Annotated in this window: 24 protein-coding genes and 2 tRNA genes; 5 read left to right on the forward strand and 21 right to left on the reverse strand. The window is 38.9% G+C overall.

Going from position 1 to position 26,542, the window contains the following annotated elements; all coding sequences use genetic code 11:
* The first annotated feature begins 87 nt into the window (after positions 1 to 87).
* The gene (locus tag DES38_RS07930) at positions 88 to 582 is read left to right on the forward strand and encodes a LiaI-LiaF-like domain-containing protein (RefSeq protein ID WP_110251580.1); all 495 of its coding nucleotides are present in this window, start codon (positions 88 to 90) and stop codon (positions 580 to 582) included.
* A 213-nt stretch (positions 583 to 795) separates the two neighbouring features.
* On the opposite strand, the gene DES38_RS07935 is transcribed toward DES38_RS07930, so the two are convergent.
* The 7 genes from DES38_RS07935 to DES38_RS07965 all read right to left on the reverse strand — a co-directional run bounded on the left by DES38_RS07935 (position 796) and on the right by DES38_RS07965 (position 10,023).
* Entirely contained in the window at positions 796 to 2,205 is a 1,410-nt protein-coding gene (locus DES38_RS07935) for a family 43 glycosylhydrolase (protein ID WP_110251581.1), read from the reverse strand.
* A gap of 417 nt (positions 2,206 to 2,622) precedes the next feature.
* Positions 2,623 to 3,204 (reverse strand): ribosome biogenesis GTP-binding protein YihA/YsxC, encoded by a 582-nt coding sequence (yihA, locus tag DES38_RS07940; protein ID WP_110251582.1) that lies wholly within the window; start codon positions 3,202 to 3,204, stop codon positions 2,623 to 2,625.
* Positions 3,204 to 5,528 (reverse strand): endopeptidase La, encoded by a 2,325-nt coding sequence (gene lon, locus DES38_RS07945; RefSeq protein WP_110251583.1) that lies wholly within the window; start codon positions 5,526 to 5,528, stop codon positions 3,204 to 3,206. Before lon ends, yihA begins: the two co-directional genes overlap by 1 nt.
* A 154-nt stretch (positions 5,529 to 5,682) precedes the next feature.
* Positions 5,683 to 6,948, reverse strand: a complete 1,266-nt coding sequence (clpX, locus tag DES38_RS07950; protein ID WP_110251584.1) for an ATP-dependent protease ATP-binding subunit ClpX — start codon at positions 6,946 to 6,948, stop codon at positions 5,683 to 5,685.
* Between the two features lie 305 nt (positions 6,949 to 7,253).
* Complete coding sequence (gene tig, locus DES38_RS07955; protein ID WP_110251585.1) at positions 7,254 to 8,540, reverse strand: trigger factor; 1,287 nt, start codon at positions 8,538 to 8,540, stop codon at positions 7,254 to 7,256.
* A 171-nt stretch (positions 8,541 to 8,711) separates the two neighbouring features.
* Entirely contained in the window at positions 8,712 to 9,695 is a 984-nt protein-coding gene (locus tag DES38_RS07960; protein WP_110251586.1) for a tetratricopeptide repeat protein, read from the reverse strand.
* 91 nt (positions 9,696 to 9,786) lie between these two features.
* Positions 9,787 to 10,023, reverse strand: a complete 237-nt coding sequence (locus DES38_RS07965; RefSeq protein WP_110251587.1) for a DUF2164 domain-containing protein — start codon at positions 10,021 to 10,023, stop codon at positions 9,787 to 9,789.
* 180 nt (positions 10,024 to 10,203) lie between these two features.
* Here DES38_RS07965 and DES38_RS07970 point away from each other — a divergent pair, with 180 nt between their 5' ends.
* Positions 10,204 to 11,475 carry an O-antigen ligase family protein gene (locus DES38_RS07970; RefSeq protein ID WP_110251588.1) on the forward strand — a complete coding sequence of 424 codons (1,272 nt, stop codon included), beginning with the start codon at positions 10,204 to 10,206 and terminating at the stop codon, positions 11,473 to 11,475.
* 70 nt (positions 11,476 to 11,545) lie between these two features.
* Here the strand turns inward: DES38_RS07970 and DES38_RS07975 are convergent, their stop codons facing one another.
* The 8 genes from DES38_RS07975 to DES38_RS08010 all read right to left on the reverse strand — a co-directional run bounded on the left by DES38_RS07975 (position 11,546) and on the right by DES38_RS08010 (position 16,261).
* Positions 11,546 to 12,100: a CueP family metal-binding protein gene (locus tag DES38_RS07975; protein WP_110251589.1), complete on the reverse strand. Its 555-nt coding sequence runs from the start codon at positions 12,098 to 12,100 to the stop codon at positions 11,546 to 11,548.
* 567 nt (positions 12,101 to 12,667) lie between these two features.
* Positions 12,668 to 12,741: transfer RNA gene (locus DES38_RS07980), tRNA-Arg, on the reverse strand.
* A gap of 6 nt (positions 12,742 to 12,747) precedes the next feature.
* Positions 12,748 to 12,821 (reverse strand) — tRNA-Gly (locus tag DES38_RS07985).
* A gap of 188 nt (positions 12,822 to 13,009) precedes the next feature.
* Entirely contained in the window at positions 13,010 to 13,525 is a 516-nt protein-coding gene (locus DES38_RS07990; RefSeq protein WP_110251590.1) for a metallophosphoesterase, read from the reverse strand.
* A gap of 24 nt (positions 13,526 to 13,549) precedes the next feature.
* On the reverse strand, positions 13,550 to 14,137 hold the full coding sequence (locus tag DES38_RS07995; protein WP_110251591.1) for an XTP/dITP diphosphatase: 588 nt from the start codon (positions 14,135 to 14,137) through the stop codon (positions 13,550 to 13,552).
* Positions 14,130 to 14,897 carry a ribonuclease PH gene (rph, locus tag DES38_RS08000; protein ID WP_110251592.1) on the reverse strand — a complete coding sequence of 256 codons (768 nt, stop codon included), beginning with the start codon at positions 14,895 to 14,897 and terminating at the stop codon, positions 14,130 to 14,132. Before rph ends, DES38_RS07995 begins: the two co-directional genes overlap by 8 nt.
* 53 nt (positions 14,898 to 14,950) lie before the next feature.
* Complete coding sequence (gene racE, locus DES38_RS08005) at positions 14,951 to 15,769, reverse strand: glutamate racemase (RefSeq protein WP_110251593.1); 819 nt, start codon at positions 15,767 to 15,769, stop codon at positions 14,951 to 14,953.
* Positions 15,770 to 15,805: 36 nt separating this feature from the next.
* Positions 15,806 to 16,261: a MarR family winged helix-turn-helix transcriptional regulator gene (locus DES38_RS08010; RefSeq protein ID WP_110251594.1), complete on the reverse strand. Its 456-nt coding sequence runs from the start codon at positions 16,259 to 16,261 to the stop codon at positions 15,806 to 15,808.
* Positions 16,262 to 16,433: 172 nt separating this feature from the next.
* Here DES38_RS08010 and DES38_RS08015 point away from each other — a divergent pair, with 172 nt between their 5' ends.
* Complete coding sequence (locus DES38_RS08015) at positions 16,434 to 17,351, forward strand: aldo/keto reductase (protein ID WP_110251595.1); 918 nt, start codon at positions 16,434 to 16,436, stop codon at positions 17,349 to 17,351.
* 342 nt (positions 17,352 to 17,693) lie between these two features.
* Positions 17,694 to 18,134, forward strand: coding sequence for a DUF2507 domain-containing protein (locus DES38_RS08020; protein ID WP_170114372.1), 441 nt, complete (start codon positions 17,694 to 17,696; stop codon positions 18,132 to 18,134).
* A gap of 36 nt (positions 18,135 to 18,170) precedes the next feature.
* On the opposite strand, the gene uvrC is transcribed toward DES38_RS08020, so the two are convergent.
* The 6 genes from uvrC to zapA all read right to left on the reverse strand — a co-directional run bounded on the left by uvrC (position 18,171) and on the right by zapA (position 25,428).
* On the reverse strand, positions 18,171 to 19,961 hold the full coding sequence (gene uvrC / locus DES38_RS08025) for an excinuclease ABC subunit UvrC (RefSeq protein WP_110251597.1): 1,791 nt from the start codon (positions 19,959 to 19,961) through the stop codon (positions 18,171 to 18,173).
* A 120-nt stretch (positions 19,962 to 20,081) separates the two neighbouring features.
* Positions 20,082 to 20,399, reverse strand: coding sequence for a thioredoxin (trxA, locus tag DES38_RS08030; protein ID WP_484421908.1), 318 nt, complete (start codon positions 20,397 to 20,399; stop codon positions 20,082 to 20,084).
* A gap of 92 nt (positions 20,400 to 20,491) precedes the next feature.
* Positions 20,492 to 22,834: an endonuclease MutS2 gene (locus DES38_RS08035; protein WP_110251599.1), complete on the reverse strand. Its 2,343-nt coding sequence runs from the start codon at positions 22,832 to 22,834 to the stop codon at positions 20,492 to 20,494.
* Between the two features lie 8 nt (positions 22,835 to 22,842).
* Entirely contained in the window at positions 22,843 to 24,570 is a 1,728-nt protein-coding gene (gene polX / locus DES38_RS08040) for a DNA polymerase/3'-5' exonuclease PolX (RefSeq protein ID WP_110251600.1), read from the reverse strand.
* A gap of 63 nt (positions 24,571 to 24,633) precedes the next feature.
* Positions 24,634 to 25,161 carry a CvpA family protein gene (locus DES38_RS08045; RefSeq protein ID WP_110251601.1) on the reverse strand — a complete coding sequence of 176 codons (528 nt, stop codon included), beginning with the start codon at positions 25,159 to 25,161 and terminating at the stop codon, positions 24,634 to 24,636.
* Between the two features lie 6 nt (positions 25,162 to 25,167).
* Positions 25,168 to 25,428: a cell division protein ZapA gene (zapA, locus tag DES38_RS08050; RefSeq protein WP_110251628.1), complete on the reverse strand. Its 261-nt coding sequence runs from the start codon at positions 25,426 to 25,428 to the stop codon at positions 25,168 to 25,170.
* A 178-nt stretch (positions 25,429 to 25,606) separates the two neighbouring features.
* Here zapA and rnhC point away from each other — a divergent pair, with 178 nt between their 5' ends.
* On the forward strand, positions 25,607 to 26,530 hold the full coding sequence (gene rnhC, locus DES38_RS08055; RefSeq protein WP_110251602.1) for a ribonuclease HIII: 924 nt from the start codon (positions 25,607 to 25,609) through the stop codon (positions 26,528 to 26,530).
* The last annotated feature ends 12 nt before the right edge of the window (positions 26,531 to 26,542 follow it).

A 26,542-nucleotide genomic window follows, 5' to 3' on the forward strand; every position in this document is an offset into this window, starting at 1 on the left:
ATCTATCATAATTTCGATTATCAATCAAACTGCACAATGCGGATGTCATCGTATTTATCATTAAAGGAGGTGAGGAGATACCTGTTCATGCGTATCTCATTTATGAAAAAACAAAATCAAGCGTTTGCCTATTTCCTAATCGGTTTAGGTCTTTATTTTCTTTCCCAACAATTTAACATTCCCTACCTACCAGCATTAGCACTTTGGCCATCTGTACTTGTAATTTTCGGGCTTAGCTTGTTGCTTGATCGTTCAAAAGCACGTAACGATGATAAACCCAGCCTTGGCGCTTTTTTGCTGTTACTTGGCCTTCATCTCCATTTCATTAATCATCTTTCTTTTTGGGTTGATCATTGGAGTATGTATTTAATTTTAATTGGTTTGAGTCTTCTGATTGGTTATCAAAAAACAAAACGAGGCTTAAAATTAGGGGTTACGCTTTTCATTGTCGGTTTGTTTTTCCTCTTGTCACTTACCTATCTTCCTTTTCAAGAGCAAATACAAAGCTTTATTCAGAACATTGAAAGTTACTGGCCAATTGGATTAATTTTATTCGGTAGTTATTTGTTGTTTAAAAAGTAACGCGTGACTGAAAGCGGTACGATTTATTCATGTTTTCTTTAGGTCATAACCGTCTTTCTGAAAGAACAGCATAATTTATAGGAGTTTAAACCTAGCTTTCTTAAAATCAGCGCGTAAGACAAGTTGTCTTACGCGCTGATTTTCTTTTATTTAAGTAACCCTTCTTTTCCCTTTCCAAACAAACAGAAGCGCCTTCTCTTAACCGCTTACTTCTTATGCAAGTTCAAAGGATTGGAGACTTGCTTGCCCCTCACCTTTATAGGTATAGTATAATGCATGCACACCGTCTGGTATCGACACAGGGGTTCCGTACTTTGTCCAAACATTGGTGAATGCCACCGGAATTTTCGCCAACACCTCGCCATTCCAAACCGTCTTCACTTCAAAATAACCGCGACAGTATCCACGAACGTTTAGATAGATATGGGTCACGCCTTGGCAATTAAAATATTTAAATCCAGCTGTTGCTGAGTCTCTCATGTTACAGATGTAGCCAGGTTCCTCATCGCCATCTTTTCCGTCTTGAGTAATTTTCGGAAACTGATGATCCATCCATAAATCACCCGTATACATCGCTTCATCGGCACAGTAAAGATTACAGGCTAGATGTGCCGAATATTCTCCTCGCCCAATTAGCGGACCGTCATTTGCACCACAAGAGGTCATCTCTACTTGCGGAATCGCTCCATCAGGTTGAATGGTAATTGCTTCGATGCAACCTTGCCTACTAAAATTTGAACCATTCGTGTGACGATGATAGAAAATATACCATTTTTTCTTGATTTCAACAATACTTCCATGATTGTTACCCCCATAGTACATCGGTTGTGCTGCAGGCTTATAAGAATCAATATGAAGATCGTTGTTACTAACGATTACCCCTTGATATTCAAATCCTTCAACTGGCGATCGACTGGTCGCATAACAGAGTTCATGGAAAACAACAGAAGAGTAAATAAAATAATACGTCTCACCGATTTTCCGCATCGATGGCGCTTCAAAAAATTCATGCCCTTTAAAACTACTTCCTGAACTATATGGTTCACTAGGTGAAATGATTGCAGGCGCTTTTATAATCGTTACCATATCTCGACCAAGTAAGGTAACCATCGCTCCTTTCCTTGACTTATCGCCCACTGGACAAAAACCGGTATACAAATAGGTCGTATCCCCTTCCGTTAACAACCCTGGATCAAACTGCGGTTGGTCACCATCTTTTTCACCTAAACGCGTGCCGTCATCATAGCGAACATAACCATAAAATTGATACCTTCCTGCTGGTGAATCACTAACAGCAACAGATACAACCGATACTTTATCTAGGACGTAATATATGTAATAGCGACCATCTGGACCAATCGTCACGTCAGGTGCATAAAGACACATCCTTCCGTCAGAATTAAGCGGATCATCCGTTTTCTGATAAATTGTCCCTTCACAGCGCCAATTCCCTAAGTCATCAACCGGCGCTGACCAACACACATAATCATTTAAACAATAGACATGACCGTTGAACTTATCATGTGAGCCATAGACGTAAACTCGGTCATTAAATACATAAGGTTCACCATCAGGAATATATTCCCAAGATGGAAGGTACGGGTTTACTGCTTGTTTTTCCACTTACCACCACTCCACTTCTATTATTTTTGTGCTGTCACACCACACAAAGGCTACGCTGCATTAAAGCAATTGAATCATTTAGATAAAATACTTATAAGCAGACATTGACCACGTTGTTAAGCGCTTTCATTTTACGCTATTTTCGCTAATATGAAAAGAAAATCGATTCGTTTAAATATGTTTTCTCACAATAAAGCAGCTAGGTCTCATTCTGCCCAACAGTAAAGCTACCCAGTGAACAATCGTAATGGTTCACTGGGCACTGCTTACTTAACTTGAGTTTTTTGCGACAAGAAAAACCTCACTGGCCATTGTCAATTTGGTTTCTCGCCATCTTGAACTTAAAAATCAACCTTACGTCCGGTACTCTCGTTTACATGAAAGTGCCTATTCAGAACAGAAACGGATTTGCAACTATCATAAAAATGATTCAATTTTACGCCAAGCTTCTTCTTTCCCTTGTGCTGTTTCTGATGAGAACGGAATGATTACATCATCACCTTCAACGGCTAAGGTTTCTCGGATACGATTAACATGTTTTTGGACTTGCGCTTTTTTAATTTTATCTAATTTCGTTGCCACAATGATGACAGGTAATTTATGGAATTTTAAAAAGTCATACATCGCTACATCTTCAACAGATGGTTGATGTCTAATATCAACAACAAGTACGGTCGCGCGCAAATTCTCACGTTCAGAAAAGTACGTTTCCAACATCTTCCCCCAAGCTTCACGTTCCGTTTTTGACACTTTCGCATAGCCATAGCCAGGCACATCAACAAAGTGAAAGGCTTCATTGATGAGATAGAAATTTAAGGTTTGGGTTTTACCTGGTTTTGATGATGTTCGTGCTAACGCTTTTCGATTGATTAACTTATTAATAAATGATGATTTTCCCACGTTTGAACGACCCGCTAATGCTATTTCTGGTAAGCCTTCAGGTGGATATTGTTTTGGTGCTACCGCACTGATGGTTATATCTGATTTTGTTACTTTCATTAGTCACCCTCCACGAATGCATGTGTTAAGACCTCGTCCATATGCGAGACAGGAATAAAGGTCAAATCTTTCTTAATACTTTCTGGTATATCATCTAAGTCTTTCTCATTGTCTTTAGGCATAATAATCGTTGTTAAACCACTGCGGTGTGCACTCATCGTCTTTTCTTTTAAACCGCCAATCGGGAGCACACGTCCACGTAAGGTGACTTCACCGGTCATACCGACTTCGCGACGAATACGCTTGTTGGTTAACGCTGAAACAAGGGCTGTCACCATGGTAATCCCCGCAGAAGGACCGTCTTTTGGCGTGGCGCCTTCTGGTACGTGAATATGAATGTCATTGGTTTGATAAAAGTTTTCGTTAATCCCGAGCATTGCTTGTCTTGAACGAATATAACTAATCGCTGCTTGAGCAGATTCTTTCATCACATCACCCAGCTTACCTGTTAATTGCAGTTTCCCTTTACCAGGAACGACACTCACCTCGATAGATAAGATATCACCACCAAAAGCCGTATAAGCAAGACCTGTTGCTGTTCCAATAGGGTCTTCTGTTTCCATTTGACCGTAACGGTAGAGCGGTTTGCCTAAATAATCTTCGAGACGTGTCTTCGTTATCATGATTTTTTCATCAGGGTTTTCAACGATGACTTTGGCTGCTTTTCGACAGAGAGAAGCAATTTTACGTTCTAGTTGACGGACACCTGCTTCTCGCGTATAGCGACGGATTAATTCTAACAAGCCATCTTTACGAATCGTGAGATTCGCTTTTGTTAAACCATGCTGTTTTAGCTGTTTCGGTACTAAATAGTTTTTCGCAATAAACTGTTTCTCAATCTCAGTGTAGCCAGGTAATTGAATAACTTCCATCCGATCTAAGAGCGGACGCGGGATTAATTGACCTTGGTTTGCGGTCGCGATAAAAAGCACCTGTGATAAATCATACGGTTCCTCAACAAAGTGATCACTGAATTGATAATTTTGCTCTGGGTCAAGCACTTCCAACATTGCTGATGACGGATCACCTTTATAATCACTTGACATTTTATCAATTTCATCCAATAACATGACCGGATTGACTGTTCCTGCTTTTTTCATCGATTGAATAATTCGACCTGGCATTGCACCAATATAAGTGCGTCGATGACCACGTACTTCTGATTCATCTTTAACCCCACCCAGTGACAGACGAACAAATTCTCGGTTCATAGCTCGAGCGACTGATTTTGCAAGGGATGTTTTTCCGACACCTGGAGGACCCACTAAACAGAGAATCGGACCCTTTAAATCATGTGTCAACGCTTGAACAGCGATGTATTCTAAGATCCGTTCCTTTACGGTTTCTAAACCGTAATGGTCTTGATCAAGAATCCGAGCCGTCTTCGTCACATCCAATTGATCCGTCGTTGTCGTTTGCCATGGCAGTTGGATTAACCAGTCCAAGTAATTTCTGATGATCCCAGATTCTGCACTTGTTTGCGGAATCCGTTCGTAGCGCTGTAATTCTTTCATGGCGACTTCTTTGATGCGGTCTGTCATGTCACTTGTTTCGATTTTTTCCTCTAAATCAGAAACTTCCTTACGTTTCCCGTCCTTATCACCTAATTCACTTTGGATCACTTTCATTTGCTCACGTAAATAATACTCTTTCTGTGATTGTTCAATTGTTTTTTTTACTTGTTGACCAATCTGTTTCTCTAAGCGTAAGACTTCTAACTCATCGGTTAATACTTGGATTAACGTTTTGGCCCGCTCATCAACTGCTAGTATTTCGAGTAGCATTTGCTTCGTCGGTAATCTAATGGGTAAATGAGATGCAACGACATCGGTTAATTGACCTAAGTCTTCAATATCAACTGTACTTTCATAGACTTCCTTAGAGAGTTTAGGTGATAGGTCAACATATCGTTTAAATTGATCTAGAATTGACCTTACAAAAGCATCTGCTTTTAAATCTTGTTCAATGTTTTGATCGTCTTCAACTTCAATTTCTGCTAAATAGTAGGGTTCTGTTGCTGTATAATTAAGCACTTGGGCACGTTTCAAGCCCTCAATGAGCACACGAAATGTCCCATTTGGCAATTTTAACATTTGTTTGACATAACCGACGGTCCCAAAGCTAAATAAATCTTCTTCTTTTGGGTCCTTAATGGCCGTCTCTTTCTGTGTAACTAACATGATTCGCCGATCTTCAAGCATTGCCATGTCGAGCGCTTCAATTGATGGCTTGCGTCCAACATCTAAATGGACAATGACTGATGGATAGACTAATGTCCCTCGAAGTGGCAGTACTGGTAATGTTAAAAGACTCCCTTTTTCCATGTTTGATTCCCTCCCAAACGTTGATTGTTTCTCTATATCGATGCGGGCCTTCCTCACGTCACTATTTATCAACCATTTTGCTAGCGACAATGTTCAACTATATTTTATGTAGAACAGAAAATCCCTTGCATAAGACAAGGGATTAAAACAATCATTACGCTGTTTCTTCTGTTTCGTTTAATTCTGAGCCATCTTCAAGTAACAGTTTTGGACGATTTGCTTCATTCTCGACTGTTTCCTTAGTTATAACACACGTTTTAATATCTTCCCGTGATGGAAGCTCAAACATAACATCTAACATGATACCTTCTAGAATCGAACGTAAGCCACGTGCTCCTGTATTTCGTTCCATTGCTTTATGGGCAATAGCTACAAGCGCATCTTCTTCAAACTGAAGTTCAACATTATCCATTTCGAATAGGCGTTTATATTGTTTAACTAAAGCATTTTTCGGTTGTGTTAAAATTTCTACCAGGGCATCTTGGTCAAGCGGTTCAAGTGCTCCAATAATCGGTAAACGTCCGATAAATTCAGGAATTAAACCGTATTTGAGTAAATCTTCAGGTAATATTTTTTGTAGCAGTTGTGCTTTGTCAAGCTCACCTGCATCTGTCTCAGCACCAAAACCTATGACTTTTTTACCTAGGCGACCTTTAATGATCTGATCAATTCCATCAAATGCACCACCGACAATAAATAAAACGTTGGTTGTATCAATTTGAATAAATTCTTGGTGAGGGTGCTTACGTCCACCTTGAGGAGGAACACTAGCGGTTGTTCCTTCTAAAATCTTAAGCAATGCTTGTTGTACACCTTCACCACTAACATCACGTGTAATTGAAGGATTTTCTGATTTTCTTGCGACTTTATCGATTTCATCGATGTAGATAATCCCTTTTTCAGCTTTTTCCACATCATAATCTGCTGCTTGAATTAATTTAAGCAAGATATTTTCAACATCTTCTCCGACATAACCGGCTTCAGTCAATGATGTTGCATCTGCGATAGCAAATGGCACATTTAAAATACGCGCTAACGTTTGTGCTAATAGGGTTTTACCACTTCCTGTTGGACCAATCATTGCAATGTTACTTTTTTGCAGTTCAATATCATCAGTAGATTTTGGTGCATTGATTCGTTTGTAATGGTTGTAAACTGCGACCGATAAATTACGTTTGGCTTTGTTTTGACCAATCACGTAATCATCTAAAATTTTGTTAATCTCTTGTGGTTTCGGTACTTCTGTGAATTCCATATCTTCTTCTGTCCCGAGTTCTTCCTCGACAATCTCTGCACATAAGTCAATACACTCATCACATATATAGACACCTGGACCAGCGACTAATTTTTTAACTTGATCTTGACTTTTGCCACAAAACGAGCATTTTAATTGCCCTTTTTCTTCATTAAATTTATACATTATATGTCACCTCTCTATAGTAAACAAAAACTTTTTCATCGGACGATTACTATCATCATATCAAATAACTTATCAGAATTAAAATAATAGTACTTATCCACTATTTGCTTGTTTAATGACACAGATAAACGTGTGCACAAAAACGAAAGCATATGTATTTTATCATAAGTTCATCAAAAAGTATTGAAAAAACCTTTTTGCTTGCGCAAAAAAATAAAACACCCCTTTTAATAACTAAAAAGCGTGTTTGTAAGGGTGAAAACAAGGCGAATAATCTCGCCTTGTTTTCTTATTTAGTAGAGCTATTATTTTTTAACGCTTTGTTCTACTAAGAAATCAATTGCTTTTTTGATTTTAAGATCCTCTTTAATTGCATCTGTGTTACCACCAAGCATTTGTACCAACTGATCCATTTCTAATTGATACATTTCTGCCATCGTATTTAACTCAGCTTCAACATCTGCTTCAGTTGCTTCTAATTCTTCAACTTCAACAATTGCTTCAAGAACTAAGTTGGTGCGCACACGTTTTTTAGCATCTTCTTTCATTTGTTCTTTCAGTTGATCTTCAGATTGACCTGAGAACTGGAAGTACATTTCAAGTGTCATACCTTGTTGTTGTAGACGTTGCTCGAATTCGCGAAGCATACGGTCAAGTTCACCATCAACCATCGCATCCGGAATATCAATTTCAGCATTTTCACTTGCTTGCGTGATTAAGCTTTCACGCATTTGTGAATCTGCTTGATTTTGTTTTTCTTCTTGAAGACGTTTTTTCGTTTTTTCTTTTAACTCAGTTAATGTTTCAATTTCGTCATCTACATCTTTCGCGAATTCATCATCCATTTCTGGTAATTCTTTCGCTTTAATTTCGTGAATTTTAACCTTAAATGTAGCTGGTTTACCGGCAAGGTTTTCAGCGTGATATTCTTCTGGGAATGTCACATCAACATCAAGTTCTGCACCTGTTTCTTGACCGATTAATTTTTCTTCGAATCCAGGAATAAATGAACCTGAACCGATTTCTAGTGAATGATTTTCTGCTGATCCGCCTTCAAATGCTTCACCATCGATGAATCCTTCAAAGTCCATAACAACAGTATCACCATCTTCAACAGTACCTTCTTCTTTAACAACAAGTTCTGCTAGTGATTGACGTTGATTTTCAAGATCAGCTTCTACGTCTTCGTCTGTAACGTTAACGTCTTCAACTTCAACTTCTAAACCTTTGTACTCGCCTAATTTAACTTCTGGTTTAACAGTCACAGTTGCTGTGAAAATTAGGTTTTTGCCTTTTTCGATTTGTGTAATATCAATTTCAGGTTGGTCAACTGGATCAATACCAGCTTCTTCAACTGCTTTACCATAAGCTTCTGGTAAAATGATATCAACCGCATCTTGGTATAATGATTCCACACCAAAACGTTGTTCGAACATGCCACGAGGAATTCTACCTTTACGGAATCCTGGTAACTGTACATCTTTTACTACTTTTTTGAACGCTTCATCAAGCGCACCTTTAAATTGATCTGCTTCTACTTCAACGGTAAGAAGACCTTGATTGCCTTCTTGTTTTTCCCATTTAGCTGTCATTAATTTTCCCTCCATAAATACGTATATATGATTTTATTTGCCGTTCTCTAGTGATACGTTTCTGTAATCCAAGACCGAACGCAAATTACAACCCTTATATTATAACATAATCCATCATGGTTTCAACATATTGTGATCAACAGTCTACATTTTTTAATCTAATCTCACTTACTACTCCTCTATCACAGAAAAATAGAGTTGTTCAGCTTCAATAAAACGATTAATCGTCACTTCAATATCAGCTTTTCTCTCGCCACTAACATCAATTGTTTCCTTAAACGAGCCTTCCACAAGAGCAAGTAACGCTGCTTTTACCAATGCAATATCTTCTAAGTGTTCAACCATTGGGTAGTGAACATAAAAATACCGATCAATTAATTGATTGACCATCCGAAAGAAGGTTGGATCCTTTTGTTCAATATCACTTAATTCACTTAATAACTGCTTCTTAATCGGATGATCATTCATATATGGATAACGTTTCGGCTTTATTTCCTTGAAATGGCCGAATTTTTCAATCGAAACAACTTGTTCAAATTGATTCGCTTGTAACAGATTAAGTACGACCGTCTTAATTACAGGGTGTACCGAGGCATCAGCTAACATATGTTCAAATAAAGATATGTATGGTGTAATCGGTTGACCTTGCAAATGATTAATCAAATGCCATTGCGCATTAACATCCTTTGACTCTAATGCACTAACAAGTTCACGTTTCGTAATACTTGTTTCTTTATCAACTTCTTCAGATACTAGTGGTTGATTCACTTCATATAATTTCTCGAGTTGTGAGCGCATCGGGTTTTCCAACTTTGCCTCTGTTAAAGCTTCTGCTAATAACTCATCGACGCGTTTATGTTTATGTGCTTGAAATAAAACCGTTGCATAAATGTTTATGTAAGAATAATAATCTTTTGTTTGTTGATCAATTTGATCTTCCAATAAGTATTCCGCTTCAATTTGACGTCCTAACTCAATTAAACAAGTGACTTTTGCAACAATCACATCAATATCTTCAACACCATAGTCAATCAGCTCATTCAAAAACGTAAGTGCTTCTTTGTATTGATGGTTATGAAACGATTGAAATGCTTGTTTCTCTAAACGCTCTTTTTCCTTAGGAAACAGAACGATTTTATGTTCCCTTTCTTTCATCTTCTCACCCCCCTCTTGTTCATTGCTAACGAAAAAGTTACTAACTACTATTTACCCATAAGGCTAACTTTTAAACCCCTGCAGTGATTCACTACTTTTTCACCCGCATCATTGCTCGCAAGTCCTCATCTAGATTAAGTACTTTGTCTTCGACAAGTTGTCTTGAATCTTCAACACCCTGATTATAATAATAATTGGCGAGGTGCTTGTTAAAAAATTCAATTAATTGTTCTGCCTCAATCGAACCGAGTTGTTCCCCGCGCTCAATTTCAAAATAGCGGATTAAATCATCAATCATCGCTTGATGTTCTTGCTTTTCTAACCTCACTTCTCATTCCCCCCGCTATATTTATCGACTTCACTAGTATAACATGAATTAATTTACACCCTCATCTTTAACTAGAAAACCAAGAAATATTTGTCACACGATAATCTGTAACAATTATCCACTATATCACCAATTATGTTATAGTTAGGCATAGTTAGTTAAGGAAAGGTGTGGTCATCTATGGCATTAAAACAAATCAATTACCTTTTAAGTTTTGTTCTACTTGGCATTCCTTTACTCGTTATTCCAAGTGCAGCTAATCGTTTTTCATACCCAAAAGTCATCTTACTCTACCTAATTTTTGGGCTAATGGTTATTATTTATCTTAAAAATCGCAACCAGCTAAAAATTGAAGAAGACAAATTAACCTATTTATTATTGCTTTATCTTATTACCCTTTTATTCACAACTATTTTTTCTGTCGATCCATACCATTCTATTGTTGGTACGGATGAACGTGAAGAAGGTCTACTTGCTCTGTTCACCTATGGATTTTTGTTTATCTTCACAAAAAACTTCTTTCGCTTCAACATATATCATATGATCGCATTGGTACTCGCTACAACCCTTGTCAGCGCATACGCACTCAGTCAGCATTTCGGTTTCGACCCGCTCTTTGAACAATTCACCGAAAGAAATATCCACCAGCGCCCTTATTCTACCATTGGAAATCCTAACTTTCTCGGAGCTTTTCTAGTGCTGACGTTACCAGTGTTTAGCCTATTCTTCTTAAAAACAAAAAAGATTTATCACTTAATCTTTTCCTTACTTATCTTCTCTGCCTTAATTATTACCTACACGCGAAGTGCAATGATCGGTTTTGTCATGACAGTCTTATTGTTGATCGCTTATCGATTGATTGAACCAAATATAAAAAAAGAATTCCGCAGCTTACTTCTTTCATTCACGATCATTATCGTCCTATTAAATAGTTATAGCCATGGCTTTGTTGCCGAGCGATTTTTTAGTATTTCTTCTGAAGCTAAAACCGTAATTTCTAAAGATGAAGATTATGAACGTACTGGATCCAATCGCATTTATATTTGGACTAAAACACTAGCACTCATCAAAGAACGCCCCCTTACTGGCTACGGTCTAGAAAATTTAGGGACTGTTTTTAATGCATCCTATAATGAAGAAACGATTGAACGATTTGGGCGGTTAATTACCTTTGACAAAGCACATAATGAGTATTTACACATCGCAGTAACAACGGGGATTCCTTCACTACTATTCTACCTTAGTTTTCTCATTATTGTTCTATTTAAGGGTGTCGCACACTCTAGACATGATTGGCGATACCTTCCCTTTTTAATCGGAGTAGCTGCTTATCTGGTGCAAGCCTTTTTTAACATAAGCGTGATAAGCGTCGCCCCACTCTTTTGGATTTTTCTCGGTATTCTTGCGAATCCATTTGTTTTTAAGTCAACACACAAGGATATTCTATTCTAATGAGAATATTTTTCAAAACAAAAAGGGCTACAGCCCTTTTTGTTCGTACCCAAATTCAATGCCCTAGCCACTAAGCAAGTTGCATAGTCGTGATACAAGTATTGTCTTCTTTAAACGTTGAGAATGTAGAATGAACCACTTTATCGTTATATGTGACGGTTATTTGATAGTCTTTATCTCTAGGTAACCAAACATCGATGAAACCATTGGCTTGTGATGTCATGACTTGATCAACAACAATGTTGCCTTGTTCATCTTCAATTAATACCTCAAAATCTTCATTTACCAATTCTCCTTGGCATCCACTTAAACTATGAATTGCACAGGGATGCGTTTGGTTAATGTATGGGGCAAACGAAACAAAGAACGGTTCCTTCGCTAGATTGTAGGTTCTCACTTGATTGTCAGGTTCAGTAATGATGAGCTCGTGTGATGAAATCGACGCATCTGAATCTGTGATTTCACGCATGCTATATGCTGTTGCAAGTGCCTTAAAATCTATATCTTCTTCATTTACTTCCGTGGCCTTTTTATCATTTATTAGCTGACTAGCGCTAAAGATCAACCCTAAAACCACCAGAATAATTGTAGAGGCAAGGATTATTTTTTTTGTTCGTTTTGTCATTAAATAATTCACTCCTTATTATCATCATCAAATATTGATGGTGCAAGTCAACTATACGTGAAATTGTTTATTATGGCTAGTCATATAGTTTAGCCAGGCGTCACCTTTCCACCTCTTAATGGCCTCATCGTCTGTTTGAAGTATGGGTTTGTGACTACCCAATAGTGGACATGGTCTTTCAATCTTCTATCTTATCGTGGTATGAAATAAACAAAATAGGCTTTCTATTTGCGATGAGTAGAATAGAAATGAATCACATTTTCTAAATTGCTTAACTCAAAAAACACAAGATCTACAAATACGAATAACAATCTCATGGAAAACTCACGATGAATTTTCAATTATTTATGTTCCTAAAACAAATGAAAATTACACATTAAATTCCGGTTTTTATAAATATTTTGACATGGTAGCACTCTATACTTCCTTGTCAGTTACTACTATATTCAGTTGTAAGCTTTAATTACAAATGGAAAAAAAAGCTTGGCAGATCTGATTTTTAAACAGTAAGTGATTGCGCGCATCAAAAAAACCTTTTAACCAAAGTTGATTAAAAAGTTTTAAATATATCCCAGGAGGGATTCGAACCCCCGACCCACGGCTTAGAAGGCCGTTGCTCTATCCAGCTGAGCTACTGGGACAAAATATGGAGCGGGTGAAGGGAATCGAACCCTCATCATCAGCTTGGAAGGCTGAGGTTTTACCACTAAACTACACCCGCTTATGTATCAAAAATGACAAGTATTTTTAGGTTCTTGTCTTTAACCGACAAGTTTTATTATAATGCTCAATGGTATTTGTGTCAATAACTTTTTCAATACATGACAGATATCACCATTCATTTTGCTCCTGCAATCCATCTGAATTGAAAGAGAGCTGACATTTTGATTGAATGACAGCTCTCTTTCCTCACAACTGAATTGTCATCGCTAAATCTTCTACTTCATGACCATCTAGTTGATAGAAATGAACATTAATTTCGTTATCAGATGATGTCAATATTGCGTAGGTCTCTTCTTGGCGTCCTCTTGGAAGTCTTATACTTCCGGGATTAATAATCAATTGGTCGCCGCGCTTCGTCGCATGAGCCAAATGTGAGTGCCCATGACAAACAATGTGTGCCCCATGTTCACTTGCACGGTAACTAATTGGATCTAAGCTCGTTTTTACTTGATGCATATGGCCATGCGCGACAAAATAAGTGAGATTGCCAACCGTAAACACTGCTTCATCCGGATAATCCGAATCATAATCACAGTTCCCGGTTACTTTTTGATCAAAATAAGCCATCGGCTTAGCGTTATATCCAAGTTCAGAATCGCCACAATGAATCATCGCATCTACTTTACCCTCATATTGTTCAGCGAGTTTTTTTAGTTCTAATTTAAATCCATGTGAATCACTAACAATTAATACACGTGTCATACACATGACCCCCTTCTAAATAAGTTAGAATAAACTTGATTTTAATTGTCTCAATGCTTGGCCACGGTGGCTAATTGCCCCTTTTTCTTCAGGCGATAGTTCAGCCATTGTTTTATCATAACCTAAAGGTTGAAAAATCGGGTCATAACCAAAGCCATTCGTGCCCTTCATTTCACTTGTAATAAAACCTTCACAATATCCGTGCTTAATAATGGTTTCTTTACCAGGTTCAGCAAACGCCATTGCACAGACAAATCTAGCTGCACGCTCTTTCCCGCTTAAATGTTGCATTTTTTTTAATACTTTATCAATATTTTTTTGATCGTTTTTCTCTAGCCCTGCATACCGTGCTGAGTAAACCCCAGGCTCTCCGTTTAATGCATCAATGCTAAGACCTGAGTCATCACTCACAACCGGGATTTGCATCATTTCAGCAATCGTCTCTGCTTTAATTGCTGCATTTTCCGCAAACGTTACGCCAGTTTCTTCAATATCCTCAATCGGATCAGCTAAGTCTAAAAGTGAGACGACTTCAATTCCTTGCGGTTCAAACAATACTTTAAAATCATTTACTTTTCCTGGGTTCATGGTTGCGATCAATACTCTATTCACTGTCTTTGCCCTCAACGTTTTGATTGGTAATCATATCTTTATAAACTCCAATTGCATCTGCTTGATAATCAAACAATTCAATCATGCCAGCTTCAGCTAAATCTAATAATTCATTAAGTTCTTTACGAGTAAAGGTTGCTTCTTCCCCAGTCCCTTGAACCTCGACAAATTCACCCCTACCTGTCATAATCACATTCATATCAACAGCCGCTTCACTGTCTTCAATGTATTCTAAATCAAGTAAACTTGTCCCGTCTTGGCTGACCCCAACCGACGTTGCTGCCAAATAATCAGTGATTGGTAATTGGTCTAATACCCCATCATCAACTAACTTACCTAACGCAATCACAACCGCCACAAACGCACCTGTAATTGAGGCTGTCCGTGTTCCACCATCTGCTTGAATTACATCACAGTCCACCCATACCGTCCGTTCGCCTAACTTATCTAGGTCAACAACTGCTCGCAAAGAACGTCCAATCAAGCGCTGGATTTCCATTGTTCTTCCGGAGACTTTTCCTTTTGAAGACTCTCTAATGGTTCGCTGTTCAGTCGCTCTTGGCAACATTTGATATTCGGCAGTGATCCATCCTTTTCCTTTATTACGCATAAAAGGAGGAACTCTGTTCTCAACACTCGCATTACAGATCACTTTTGTTTCCCCTACTGTAATCAATACTGATCCCTCAGGGTGTTTAATAAACCCTGTTTCTATTTCTACTGGTCTTAACTGATTAACTGCTCTTTCATTTGGTCTCATACTTGGTCCCCTTTCGCCATAACTGATACATACGCATAAGCTATCAACGGATTTTATTTGTCATCAAGTGATTGATCAATCACTATCTCTTCAATGTGTTCGATCGGTTGGTCTAGCCAACGGTTCGCAATTTGCTCAAAAACCACTTTTGATCCAGTCGTATAAAAACGATGTTTTTCAGCCGTTTCCGACTCATTTAACATCTCTTGGTAACTAAGAATTGCACTGACTTCTCGTGCCGTTTCTTCCCCTGAAGAAATGATTTCAACGTGATTACCCATCACTTTTTGAATGGGCTCATGCAACAAAGGATAGTGGGTGCATCCCAAAATCAATGTATCGAGTTGCTGATGCCCTAACAGGGGCAGTAACCCATTCTCAACGACATCAAACGCTGCTTCATCAGAAAACTGGTCACGTTCAACCAGTGGCACAAATTGCGGACAAGCTAAATCATAAATAACCAAATCTTTTGAAATATGATGCAGCGCTTCTGGATAGGCTTTACTTTCAATTGTCCCTATCGTGCCAATCACACCGATTTCCTTAGATTCCGTTACAGAAATAGCCGCTCTTGCACCTGGTTCAATAACCCCAATGACTGGAATCGTTAAATTTTCACGTAATAGTTCAAGTGTAAATGCTGTTGCAGTGTTGCAAGCAATGACTAACAATTTAATTTCTTTCTGCAATAAAAAGTCGACCATCTCAAAAGTGAATTTTGTCACTTCTTCTCTTGGCCTCGGTCCATAAGGACAACGGACCGTATCTCCTAAATATATCAATGATTCGTTTGGAAGTTGTCGCATTAACTCGCGTGCAACAGTTAATCCGCCAACACCTGAATCAATTACACCAATTGGTTTATTCACCTTACATCCCTCGTTTTCGTACATCTTCGTGACGTATTAATTATTTTCTTTATCCCATTCCATACGCTCAAGTAGCATGAGAAGCTGTTTATCTAAACCTGCAACTTCCTCTTCAGGTATTTGACTGAGGACAACCTCAAGATAATCTTGACGCTTAACAATAACTTCTTCAATAATTTCTTTTCCCTTTTTCAACAAATGAATCCGCACCACACGACGATCTTTTGTATCACGGCGGCGCTCGACTAAATCATTTTTTTCCATCCGATCAACCAGGTCGGTGGTTGTACTGAAAGCTAAATTGATTTTATTCGACAATTCACCAATGGTCAAATCTCCATCTTCAAGCAACCATTGTAAGGCAATAAACTGCGGGGTTGTAATACAATAATTCTTTAAGATTTCACGACCTTTATGTTTAATAATCCCATTAATATAACGCATATTTTTTTCAATACGTACAATCGGACGATTCGACTGATGATCTGACATAAGTGAATTCCCTTCTTTCTTTAACTGTTCTACTTCCATCATAACATTTTTTTAAACGTTCCGTTACCGAAAGATAATCAAAGGTTCGCACAAATAATCAAGGTGTATAAATGTATTCGCTATCATATTCGTGGTAAACTAGACTTATCCTGAAAATGAAAGGAAGATACATGTGAAACAGTTAAAACTCGGAAGTAGTGATTTAGAAACAAGCAACATTGCCTTGGGGTTAATGCGTCTAGCCGACAAATCAACCCCGGAAGCAACTGAAATTATTCAAAACGCCATCGATCTAGGTGTTGACCTGTTTGACCATGCCGATATTTATGGAGGTGGGAAATCTGAAGAAGTGTTCGCTGATGCATTTAAACAAACAAACGTCAGCCGCGAAGATATTATTTTACAATCAAAATGTGGCATTAGAAAAGGCTTTTTTGATTTCTCTAAGGATCATATCATCGATTCGACAGAAGGTATTTTAAAACGCCTTAATACAGATTACTTGGATATTCTCTTATTACACCGCCCAGATGCTTTAGTTGAACCAGAAGAAGTAGCTGAAGCTTTCACACAACTTAAACAACAAGGCAAAGTCAAACATTTTGGTGTGAGTAACCAAAACCCATCACAAATTAATCTGTTGAAAAAATACCTTAAAGAAGATTTAATAATTAATCAAGTTCAGCTGAGCTTGATGCATACACCAATGATTGATGCCGGTCTCAATGTCAACATGGAAAATGATGTATCAATTGAAAGAGGCGAAGGTATTATTGAGTATGCTCGCTTAAATGACATGACTCTACAAGCCTGGTCACCTTTCCAATACGGAATGATTAAGGGTGCGTTTGTTGATCACCCTGATTTCCCTGAAGTAAACCAAGCCCTTGGCGAGCTCGCTGAGAAGAACGGGGTAACGAAAACAACAATGGCAATTGCTTGGATTCTGCGTCACCCTGCTCAGATTCAACCGGTTGTTGGTACGATGAACACCGACCGCTTGCGTCAGATCACGGAGGCAAATGATATTGAACTGACACGTGAGGAATGGTACCAGCTGTATCGTGCTGCTGGCAACGATCTCCCTTAAAAATAAGCGAAACGCTTCCTTGATTAACACCTAACCTCTTTCGATATGAGATTAGGTGTTTTTCTGTTAAGCGCTACTAAGGGTGAATGCTATTAGTTAGAGATATTTTACAGATTTATTAAAGCAGAAGCTTTGTCTCATTTGATCATTTTATTGAACGGACAGGAAGCTCTTACTTTTTGTCATGATTGATTTTTTAGATGATAGGTGATCACCCTTTATTTTGGCGGATACTGACCCCTTGCATCAGCAATCGAAGTTCATCAGCTGTCCGATTAAAAAAGATTGCATTTTCACCCTCTATTATCCGATAATAGAAAGAGAATGAAAGGGGACAAGATTATGCATAAAAAAGATAAAGATAGTGATTCATTATCCTTGTACAATGCGCGTATTTCACACGGCAGCGGGTTTGATTTACTACGATACAGTGCGTTCGATGATTTGCTTGGCGAAGAAAAACCTCAGATTTTGTATGTACTTGGCAAAAACATGGCCCGTGAACACCGAGTAACGTCAATTGAAACCGCCATTGAAATGTTTATTCAAATGGGCATTGGTGAACTCACGCATGTGAAAGAAAAGCGTAGTGAAGATATCTTTGAGTTAACCTCACCGTTAATTGCAGCACGTCACCAGGCCGTGGAAAATCACGAATACCGTTTTGAATCGGGGATACTTGCAGAAGTCATGACAAATTGCCGCGGTTTTCAATGTGAAACACTGGAAGACATTAAACCAAAAAAAGCGACGGTCATTTTTACCGTTAAACATTACAGATAAACGACGATGTACATTAAAAAAGATCTTAGTGAGCAATTACTCACCAAGATCTTTTTCTTCATTCAAATGAGCCAAAATCGTTTCTGCCGTAGGCCCAGGAATACCTAAGCGCTTCATAGTTTCTAAGTCTGCCTCTTTAATTTCATTAATTGACTTAAAATGCGTTAACAATACACGCCGTCGCTTCTCTCCTACACCTGGTATCTCATCTAATACCGATCGAAAAGCATTTTTCCCTCGCAATTGACGGTGGAAGGTAATCGCAAATCGGTGGACTTCATCTTGAATCCGTTGGATAAGATAAAAAGCTTGAGATTGGCGATCGAGTGGAACCACCATCGGTGGATCCCCGTAGAGTAGTTCGCTTGTCTTATGTTTATCATCCTTTGCCAAGCCTGTTAGAGGAATATCAAGTCCTAACTCGTTCTCCAGAATATCACGTGCAGCTGAGATTTGTCCTTTACTCCCATCAACAACAATTAAATCTGGCAGCGGTAGCTTGTCCTTCAATACCCGAGTATACCGGCGTCTAACAACCTCTCGCATCGTCTCATAGTCATCTGGTCCCTTCACATCACGTATCTTATACTTACGGTATTCTTTTTTTGCAGGTTGCCCATCAATAAAAGCAACCATCGCCGAAACAGGATCACGCCCTTGGATATTCGAGTTATCAAACGCTTCAATCCGGTGCGGTGTATCAATATTTAATACCTCACCTAACTTTTCAACCGCTTTAATGGTACGTGCTTCATTTTGTTCAATCAATTTAAACTTTTCTTCAAGCGCAATTTCAGCATTTTTTCCCGCTAAATCAAGAAGTTCCTTCTTACGTCCACGATATGGAATGGTGACATCAACCTTCAATAAGTCGCTCAACAACTGATAGTCAACGGGAGCTGGAACTAATATTTGCTTTGGTAAGGGGTGATTTTGGTGCAAATAAAAGCGTCCAATAAAAGTAGTGAACGTATCTAGTGCTTCATCAAAGAAAGGAAAGACTGATACATCACGTTCAATTAACTTCCCTTGCCGAATAAAGAAGACTTGGACACACATCCACCCTTTATTGTAAGTATAGTGGAATACATCGCGGTCAACTTGATCTTTAAGTGTCATCTTTTGTTGTTCCATGATTGCATCAATGTGTTGAATTTGATCCCTTAATTCCATCGCTCGCTCAAAATTTAAATCTTCACTCGCACTTTCCATTTTCTCCTTGAGGTTTTGTTTAATTGCCTTGTGACCACCTTTTAGGAAAGATGATATTTCGTTAATGATTTGTTGATACGCTTCTCTTTCTGGAGGATCCTCTTGACATGCAAGGCATTGCCCGAGATGGTAATAGAGACAATACTTGCCGGGAGGATTGTTACATTTACGTAAAGGATACATCCGATCGAGTAATTTCTTTGTTTCTCGGGCAGCAATAACATTTGGATAGGGGCCAAAATAGCGCCCTTTGTCTTTTAATACCTTTCGCGTGATGATCAGCCGTGGATGACGTTCGTTAGTAATTTTTAAATACGGGTAAGATTTATCATCTTTTAATAAAATATTATATTTCGGGTCATATTTTTTTATTAAATTCATTTCTAAAATCAGTGCTTCAATCTCTGACGAGGTGACAATGTATTCAAAATCAACGATCTCTTGCACTAACCGTTGTGTCTTTTGATCATTTGCGCCTCTAAAATACGAACGGACACGGTTCTTAAGCAATTTAGATTTTCCGACATAAATGACGGTACCATGCTTGTCCTTCATAAGGTAGCAACCAGGTTCAGCTGGCAATACCCGTAATTTTTCTTCGATGGTTGATGCCATACCTTCACCTCTAACTCTGACATGACTTCGTTGTCATTTTTTCATAGTATAGCATAAAGATTTCCGAAAGAAAAAGAAGCCACCCGTAGGTGACTCCCCTTATACTATCCTTAACAAAATTTATGCATGGTTGTCAATCCGTGCAGCCAATGCTTCTTTCGGTTGGAAACCAACCACTTGATCCACAACTTCACCGTCTTTAAAGAATAATAAGGTTGGAATTGACATAACACCATATTTCCCTGCAGTTTCTTGATTTTCATCAACGTTTAATTTAACAATTTTCACTTGATCTGCTTTTTCATCAGAAAGTTCTTCTAAAACAGGTCCGATCATTTTACACGGGCCACACCATGGTGCCCAGAAATCTACTAAAACTAAACCTTCACTTGTATCTTTTTGGAATGTTTGATCTGTTACTTTTACAGTTGCCATTATATAATTCCTCCTAAATGTTTGTTGAATGATTTCTACAAAACCAAGTATACCACCCCGGGGTTTTTATTGGCTAGCGTTATGCTCATACCCGATTACTTAAACTCTAAAATCGTTACGCCGCTTCCACCCTCATTCATTTCTCCCGCTTTTGCAGAAGCAATGTGACGGTGACGTTTAGCAAACGCCTGCACTCCCTTTCTTAGAGCGCCTGTTCCTTTTCCGTGAATAATTGAGACCCTTGGATGCCCTTGTAGTAAAGCATCATCAACATATTTTTCCAGCATATTAAGCGCATCTTCATAACGTTCACCGCGTAAATCAAGTTCCGTTTTTACATGACTATTAGACTGTTTCACCGTTGCGGTTGGTCGTGTCACCTGTTCTTTCTTCGGTGCAAGTTTCTCAAGGTTGTTTTTCTTCACCTTAACTTTCATCATGCCTACCTGAACTTGGAATTCTTTTTCAGAAATTTTCTCTACGATCGTCCCTTGTTGATTTAATGTTAATAGTAAGACATCATCACCAACTTTCAGAGCTTCGTTTTTCGGCTTTTTAATCGGTTGTTGCTTTGTTTTCTTACTGAGATCAGGCTGTGCTTCATCAAATATTTTTCTTGCTTCTATCCACTCATGTTCTTTTAGTTCAGCATTTGTTTTCATATCTTTCATTGCCTTAACAACCGCTTCTGCATCTTCTCTTGCTTTTTCAATCGCCTTCTCAGCTTTTGCTTCGGCTTTTTTGTAGAGCTTATCACGATCTTGTTCAAACTGCTCCCATTTCTGTTCCAGTTCTTTTTTTAGTTGTTCTGCTTCTGCGAGTGTTGCTTCGGCTACCTCATAATCGCGCTCAGCAGAACGACGCGCTGTGTCCAAGGACTCAATCATATGTTCCACACTTTGTGTATCGGTACCGACCAGTTGCTTAGCAGCAGTGATGACTTCATCATTTAAACCGAGACGTTTCGATATTTCAAAGGCATTGCTTCGACCTGGCACGCCGATGAGTAAACGGTACGTCGGTCGTAAAGTTTCAACATTGAACTCAACAGACGCATTAATAACGCCCTCGCGATTATAACCATAGGCTTTGAGCTCAGGATAGTGAGTTGTGGCAATGACCCGTGCATGGCGGCGAACGACTTCATCAAGAAGCGCCATTGCCAGTGCGGCCCCTTCCTGTGGGTCAGTTCCGGCACCTAGTTCATCAAACAGAACCAATGTTTTAGCATTGACGTGTTTTAAAATCTCAACAATATTCGTCATATGGGAAGAGAAAGTACTTAAACTCTGTTCAATTGATTGCTCGTCACCAATATCTGCAAATACATCTTCGAATACAGCAAGCTCACAGCCGTCGAGGGCCGGAACTTGGAGACCGGACTGTGCCATTAAAGTCAATAAGCCAACCAGTTTGAGCGTCACCGTTTTTCCTCCGGTATTCGGTCCGGTAATAACAATCGCATGGTAATCATCCCCGAGTACGACATCATTTGCAATGACCTCGTCATCAGTAAGCAACGGGTGGCGCGCTTGTTTCATATCGATAAAGCCATGATCATTCATTTTCGGCATCGCTGCTTGCATCTTTTCAGCTAACCGAGCCCGGCTAAAGATATAGTCAAGTGCTTTTAATTGAGATAAATTGTGGCGCAGTGGATAAACCTCAGCTGCAATCTTAATTGATAGCTCTTTTAAAATCCGTTCGATTTCAGCTTTTTCCTGCACTTTCGTTTCTGAAAGAACGTTGTTGATGTCAACAACACTTTGTGGTTCCATAAATAAAGTTTGACCAGATGATGACTGGTCATGGACAATTCCACCAATCGCTTGGCGGTATTCTTGTTTGACTGGTAACACGTAACGGTCATTACGAATCGTTACAATCGGATCTGACAACATTTTCGTTTTGGTTCGTGTATAAGTATCTAAGCGTTCACGAATCCGTTGTTCACTGGTTCTGATCTTCGTGCGGATTTGTCTTAATTTATCTGAGGCCATATCCATCACATGACCATGGTCATCAATACAATTTTTAATTTCACGTTCGAGCAAAGCTAAAGGCTCAATTTCATCAGCTAGAGCGCGAATTAACGGTGCTTCTGGTTCTTCTAACTGTTCCATAAATCGTTTAATGTTTTTTCCGCCATATATCGTCCCTTGGATATGCAAACATTCTTGTGGGCTTAACACGCCACCAATTTCAGCGCGTTTAACAGCTGGACCAATGTCTGAAACACCTCCAAACGGGAGCGGTTGATTTAGGCGAATGATTTGGACAGCTTGATCTGTTTCCGCTTGTAACAGGTGTACCTCTGTTAAATCGATCGCTGGTTTTGTTTGTCGCGCCCGTTCTTTTCCTAGTGACGTTTGAGCTTCATCAATCAACTGATTGATAATTTTATCAAATTCTAACACACGAAATATTCGTTCATTCATTTTATCACCTATTTTTCTGCTTTTCTTTGCCAAAACTTACGGAGTTCCTCGAGCGACCAAGTATTCACAACGGTATCTTTTTTGATCCACCCTCGCCTAGCGACACCTACACCTTCGGTCATGAAGTCGAGCGTCTTTTTGCTATGAGCATCGGTATTGATCACGATTTTAGCCCCACGCGTTTGAGCAAGCTTTAATTGTTCACTATTTAAGTCGAACCGCTTTGGGTTCGCATTTAATTCGAGTATTGTATTAGTCGCGACTGCTTTTTCAATGAGTGCTTCAATAGCCACAGCGTACCCGGTCCGTTTACCAATAATCCGTCCGGTTGGATGAGCAATATGTTTAACATAAGGGTTTTCCATAGCAGTAAATAATCGCTTCATAATCACTTCTTCTGATTGATTAAATGAAGAATGAATCGCACCAATCACATAGTCAAGTTCCTTTAGAAAGTCATCATCAAAATCGAGCGATCCGTCGGGTAAAATATCCATCTCCACACCAGCAAGAATTTCAATATCAGGATAATCAAGCCGCAAGCGTTCAATTTCTTTGCGTTGCTTGCGTAACCGTGATTCATTCAATCCATTTGCTACCCGTAAAAACTTAGAATGGTCGGTAATCGCAATGTATTGATAGCCTTTTTCTAGCGCAAATTGAACCATTTCTTCAATTGACTGCGCACCGTCACTCCAGGTCGAGTGCATATGCAAATCACCGCGTATATCTGATAACTCAACCAAGGCTTCGTCACCTGAGTATGTTTCCACTTCGCCTTGGTCTTCCCTTAACTCAGGTGGAATGTAAGGTAAACCAAAGTGATTAAAGAAACTTTGCTCTGATGCAAAGGTCAACAATTGCCCCGTTTCCAAGACTTCAACACCATATTCACTGATTTTCTCACCACGTGCTTTTGCTAACTGGCGCATTTTCACATTATGATTTTTCGAACCCGTAAAGTGGTGCAAGGTGGTCGCAAACGCAACATCTTCGACAAGACGAAAGTCAACGGAAATGTCGTAATCGCGTGCTAATACAATCGATATTTTAGTATCACCACTTGCAACAACCTCCTTGATACCCGATAGCTTCAGCACCTGTTTTTTTACTTCATTTGGTGAATCCGTTGAAATAATATAATCTAAATCTTTCACTGTTTCGCGCATGCGGCGCATACTGCCAGCAAGCGCGAACCGCTGAATCGCTTCAATCTGTGATAAATAGTCATTTAGTTCTTGTTTAACCGCTAGCACATCATCAAAGGCTAAACGTTCCGGTTGAGTGCCATGAGCTTTAATGCCTGCAAGAATTTTTTCTTCCGTTTTTTTACCAAAGCCTGCAAGTGCTTGGACGTTTCCATCTTCACATGCTTGTTGTAGAGATGCTTGATCTGTAACGCCAAGTTCTTGGTACAACTTCGCTAATTTCTTTCCACCTAGTCCTTGTATTTCAAGTAAGGGGATCAAACCAGCAGGTACCTCTTCTTTTAGTTCTTCTAAAACGGTTGACTCGTGCTTGTCAATATATTCAATAATCACTTCACCAGTGCCTTTGCCAATTCCTTTAATTTTTGTCACATCATCGATTTCGCTTAAGGCACGTTCATCAGTTTCTAATGCTTGGGCTGCTTTACGATAAGCAGCAATTTTAAAAGGATTTTCTCCTTTTAATTCTAAGTAAATCGCAATTTCTTCAAGCAGTTTAATAATATCTTTTTTATTTACGTCATCCATCCGCTACGTCCCCCTCTTTTAAAAAAGCCCTTGTACCATTTACAAGGGCTGTGATTAGCTATTTTATGAGAACCATAAATTCATAATACGATTAGAGAATAACGGTGTCTTTTCAATCATAAATTGTGCAACCCCTGATTGGTCAATTAAACTTTGAATTTGCTCAATCGGTACGAGTGATAACACAAAAATGAAGATAAATAACACTAGATACATTTCTAAAAAGCCAAAGACGGCACCTAAAGTACTATTAATTACACTTAGCAATGGCAACTCAGCAACAAAATCTAGCATTGAGCCGATAATGGAAAGAATAATTTTCACACCAAAGAATAGCACAACAAAAGCAATCATATTGTAATAAGCGGATTCTAAATCGAATGCTTCGCCAAAGAAAGCCCATTTCTCTGCATCAAGTGGCGGATAAGGAATCCACATTTCAAGCATGCCCGCAATCTCTTGGTAAAAACTTGTCGCAATAAAAAAGGCGACAAAAAAACTAATAAAATGAAATACTTGTAGAACGAGTCCGCGCTTCAAGCCTCTTAATACACCGAGTACGAGTAACAGTAATAATATAATATCAACCATGTGTTATTAATCCTCTTTCTGTTCAGTTTTTTTTAGTAACGCATCATAATCTTCTTTTAATTTCAAATAATCATTCATTGTGTTTACCGCTGTTAGAACGGCAATACGTGATGTATCTAAGCTTTTATTCGCTTGATAAATTTCACGCATCGTGTCATCGACGGTGCTTGCGACCAAACGCATATGGTGAAGGTCTTCTTCACCGACTAACGTATAATTTCTACCATATATATCGACACTGGTTCTTGTTTTTTTTGGCTGGGACACCATAATTCCCCCTTTTATCAATCCTACCCCTTATCTTAACATGAACCCTTGATTTAGGAAACTATTCTCATCGATAATTGTTTGCTATACTAATAAAGGGACCGATGCACGTTTACTTATGCTTGGTTCTACTGCAACAGACCCTTATTCACTTACAAAGAAGGAGATACCGAACATTATGGGACAAACCGTGATCACTGTTGATGACAAAACGCTATCAACAATGACTAACTATTATCAACCTTATCAAACAAAAACACCGCAACATGCCGTTTTTCAAGCAAAAACAAATGGGGTGACCATTACTGCTTATCGTTCGAAAAAAGTGATGTTTCAAGGTGAACGCTCCGATGAAGAAGCAACTCGCTGGCAATCAGGACCATCGATTCAAGCAAAGCCGTCCTCCGTTAACGACCACCGCTATGCACCGAGTAAAGCATTGTTCAATCAATCAATTATTGGTTCTGATGAAACGGGTACCGGCGACTATTTCGGGCCTATCACCGTCGTAAGTGCTTATGTGAGAGCAGACCAAGTCGCGTTATTAAAGGAACTCGGTGTTAAAGATTCAAAACACCTTACTGACCTGTCGATTGTTAAACTCGCTAAAACCATCTTGAAACTTGATCTTCCCTATTCATTAGTCGTCTTACATAACGAGAAGTACAACCAACTACAATCACGCGGTTGGAGCCAAGGGAAAATGAAAACCATGCTACATCATACAGCAATTTCGCATTTATTAACAAAACTTTCACCTGTTAAACCAGATGGCATTTTGATTGACCAATTCTCAACACCGCAAGTTTATCAAAAACATTTAAGCAGTGAGGGTAAACAATTACATCCAAACACTTATTTCATGACAAAAGCTGAAAGTCATGCGATCGCAGTCGCAACTGCCTCAATTCTAGCTCGTTATAGCTTTGTAAAAGAGATGGATAAACTAAGTAAACAAGCAGGCTTCACGATTCCTAAGGGCGCTTCAAAAAAAGTTGATCAAGTTGCGGCTCAATTGATTAAGCAAAAAGGTAAAGAAGCGCTCACATCTTATGCAAAAGTTCATTTTAAAAATACCGAAAAAGCAGCCACTTATTTATAAGCGACTGCTTCT

This window comes from Streptohalobacillus salinus, from assembly GCF_003201605.1.
Taxonomy (GTDB): Bacteria; Bacillota; Bacilli; order Bacillales; family Amphibacillaceae; genus Streptohalobacillus; species Streptohalobacillus salinus.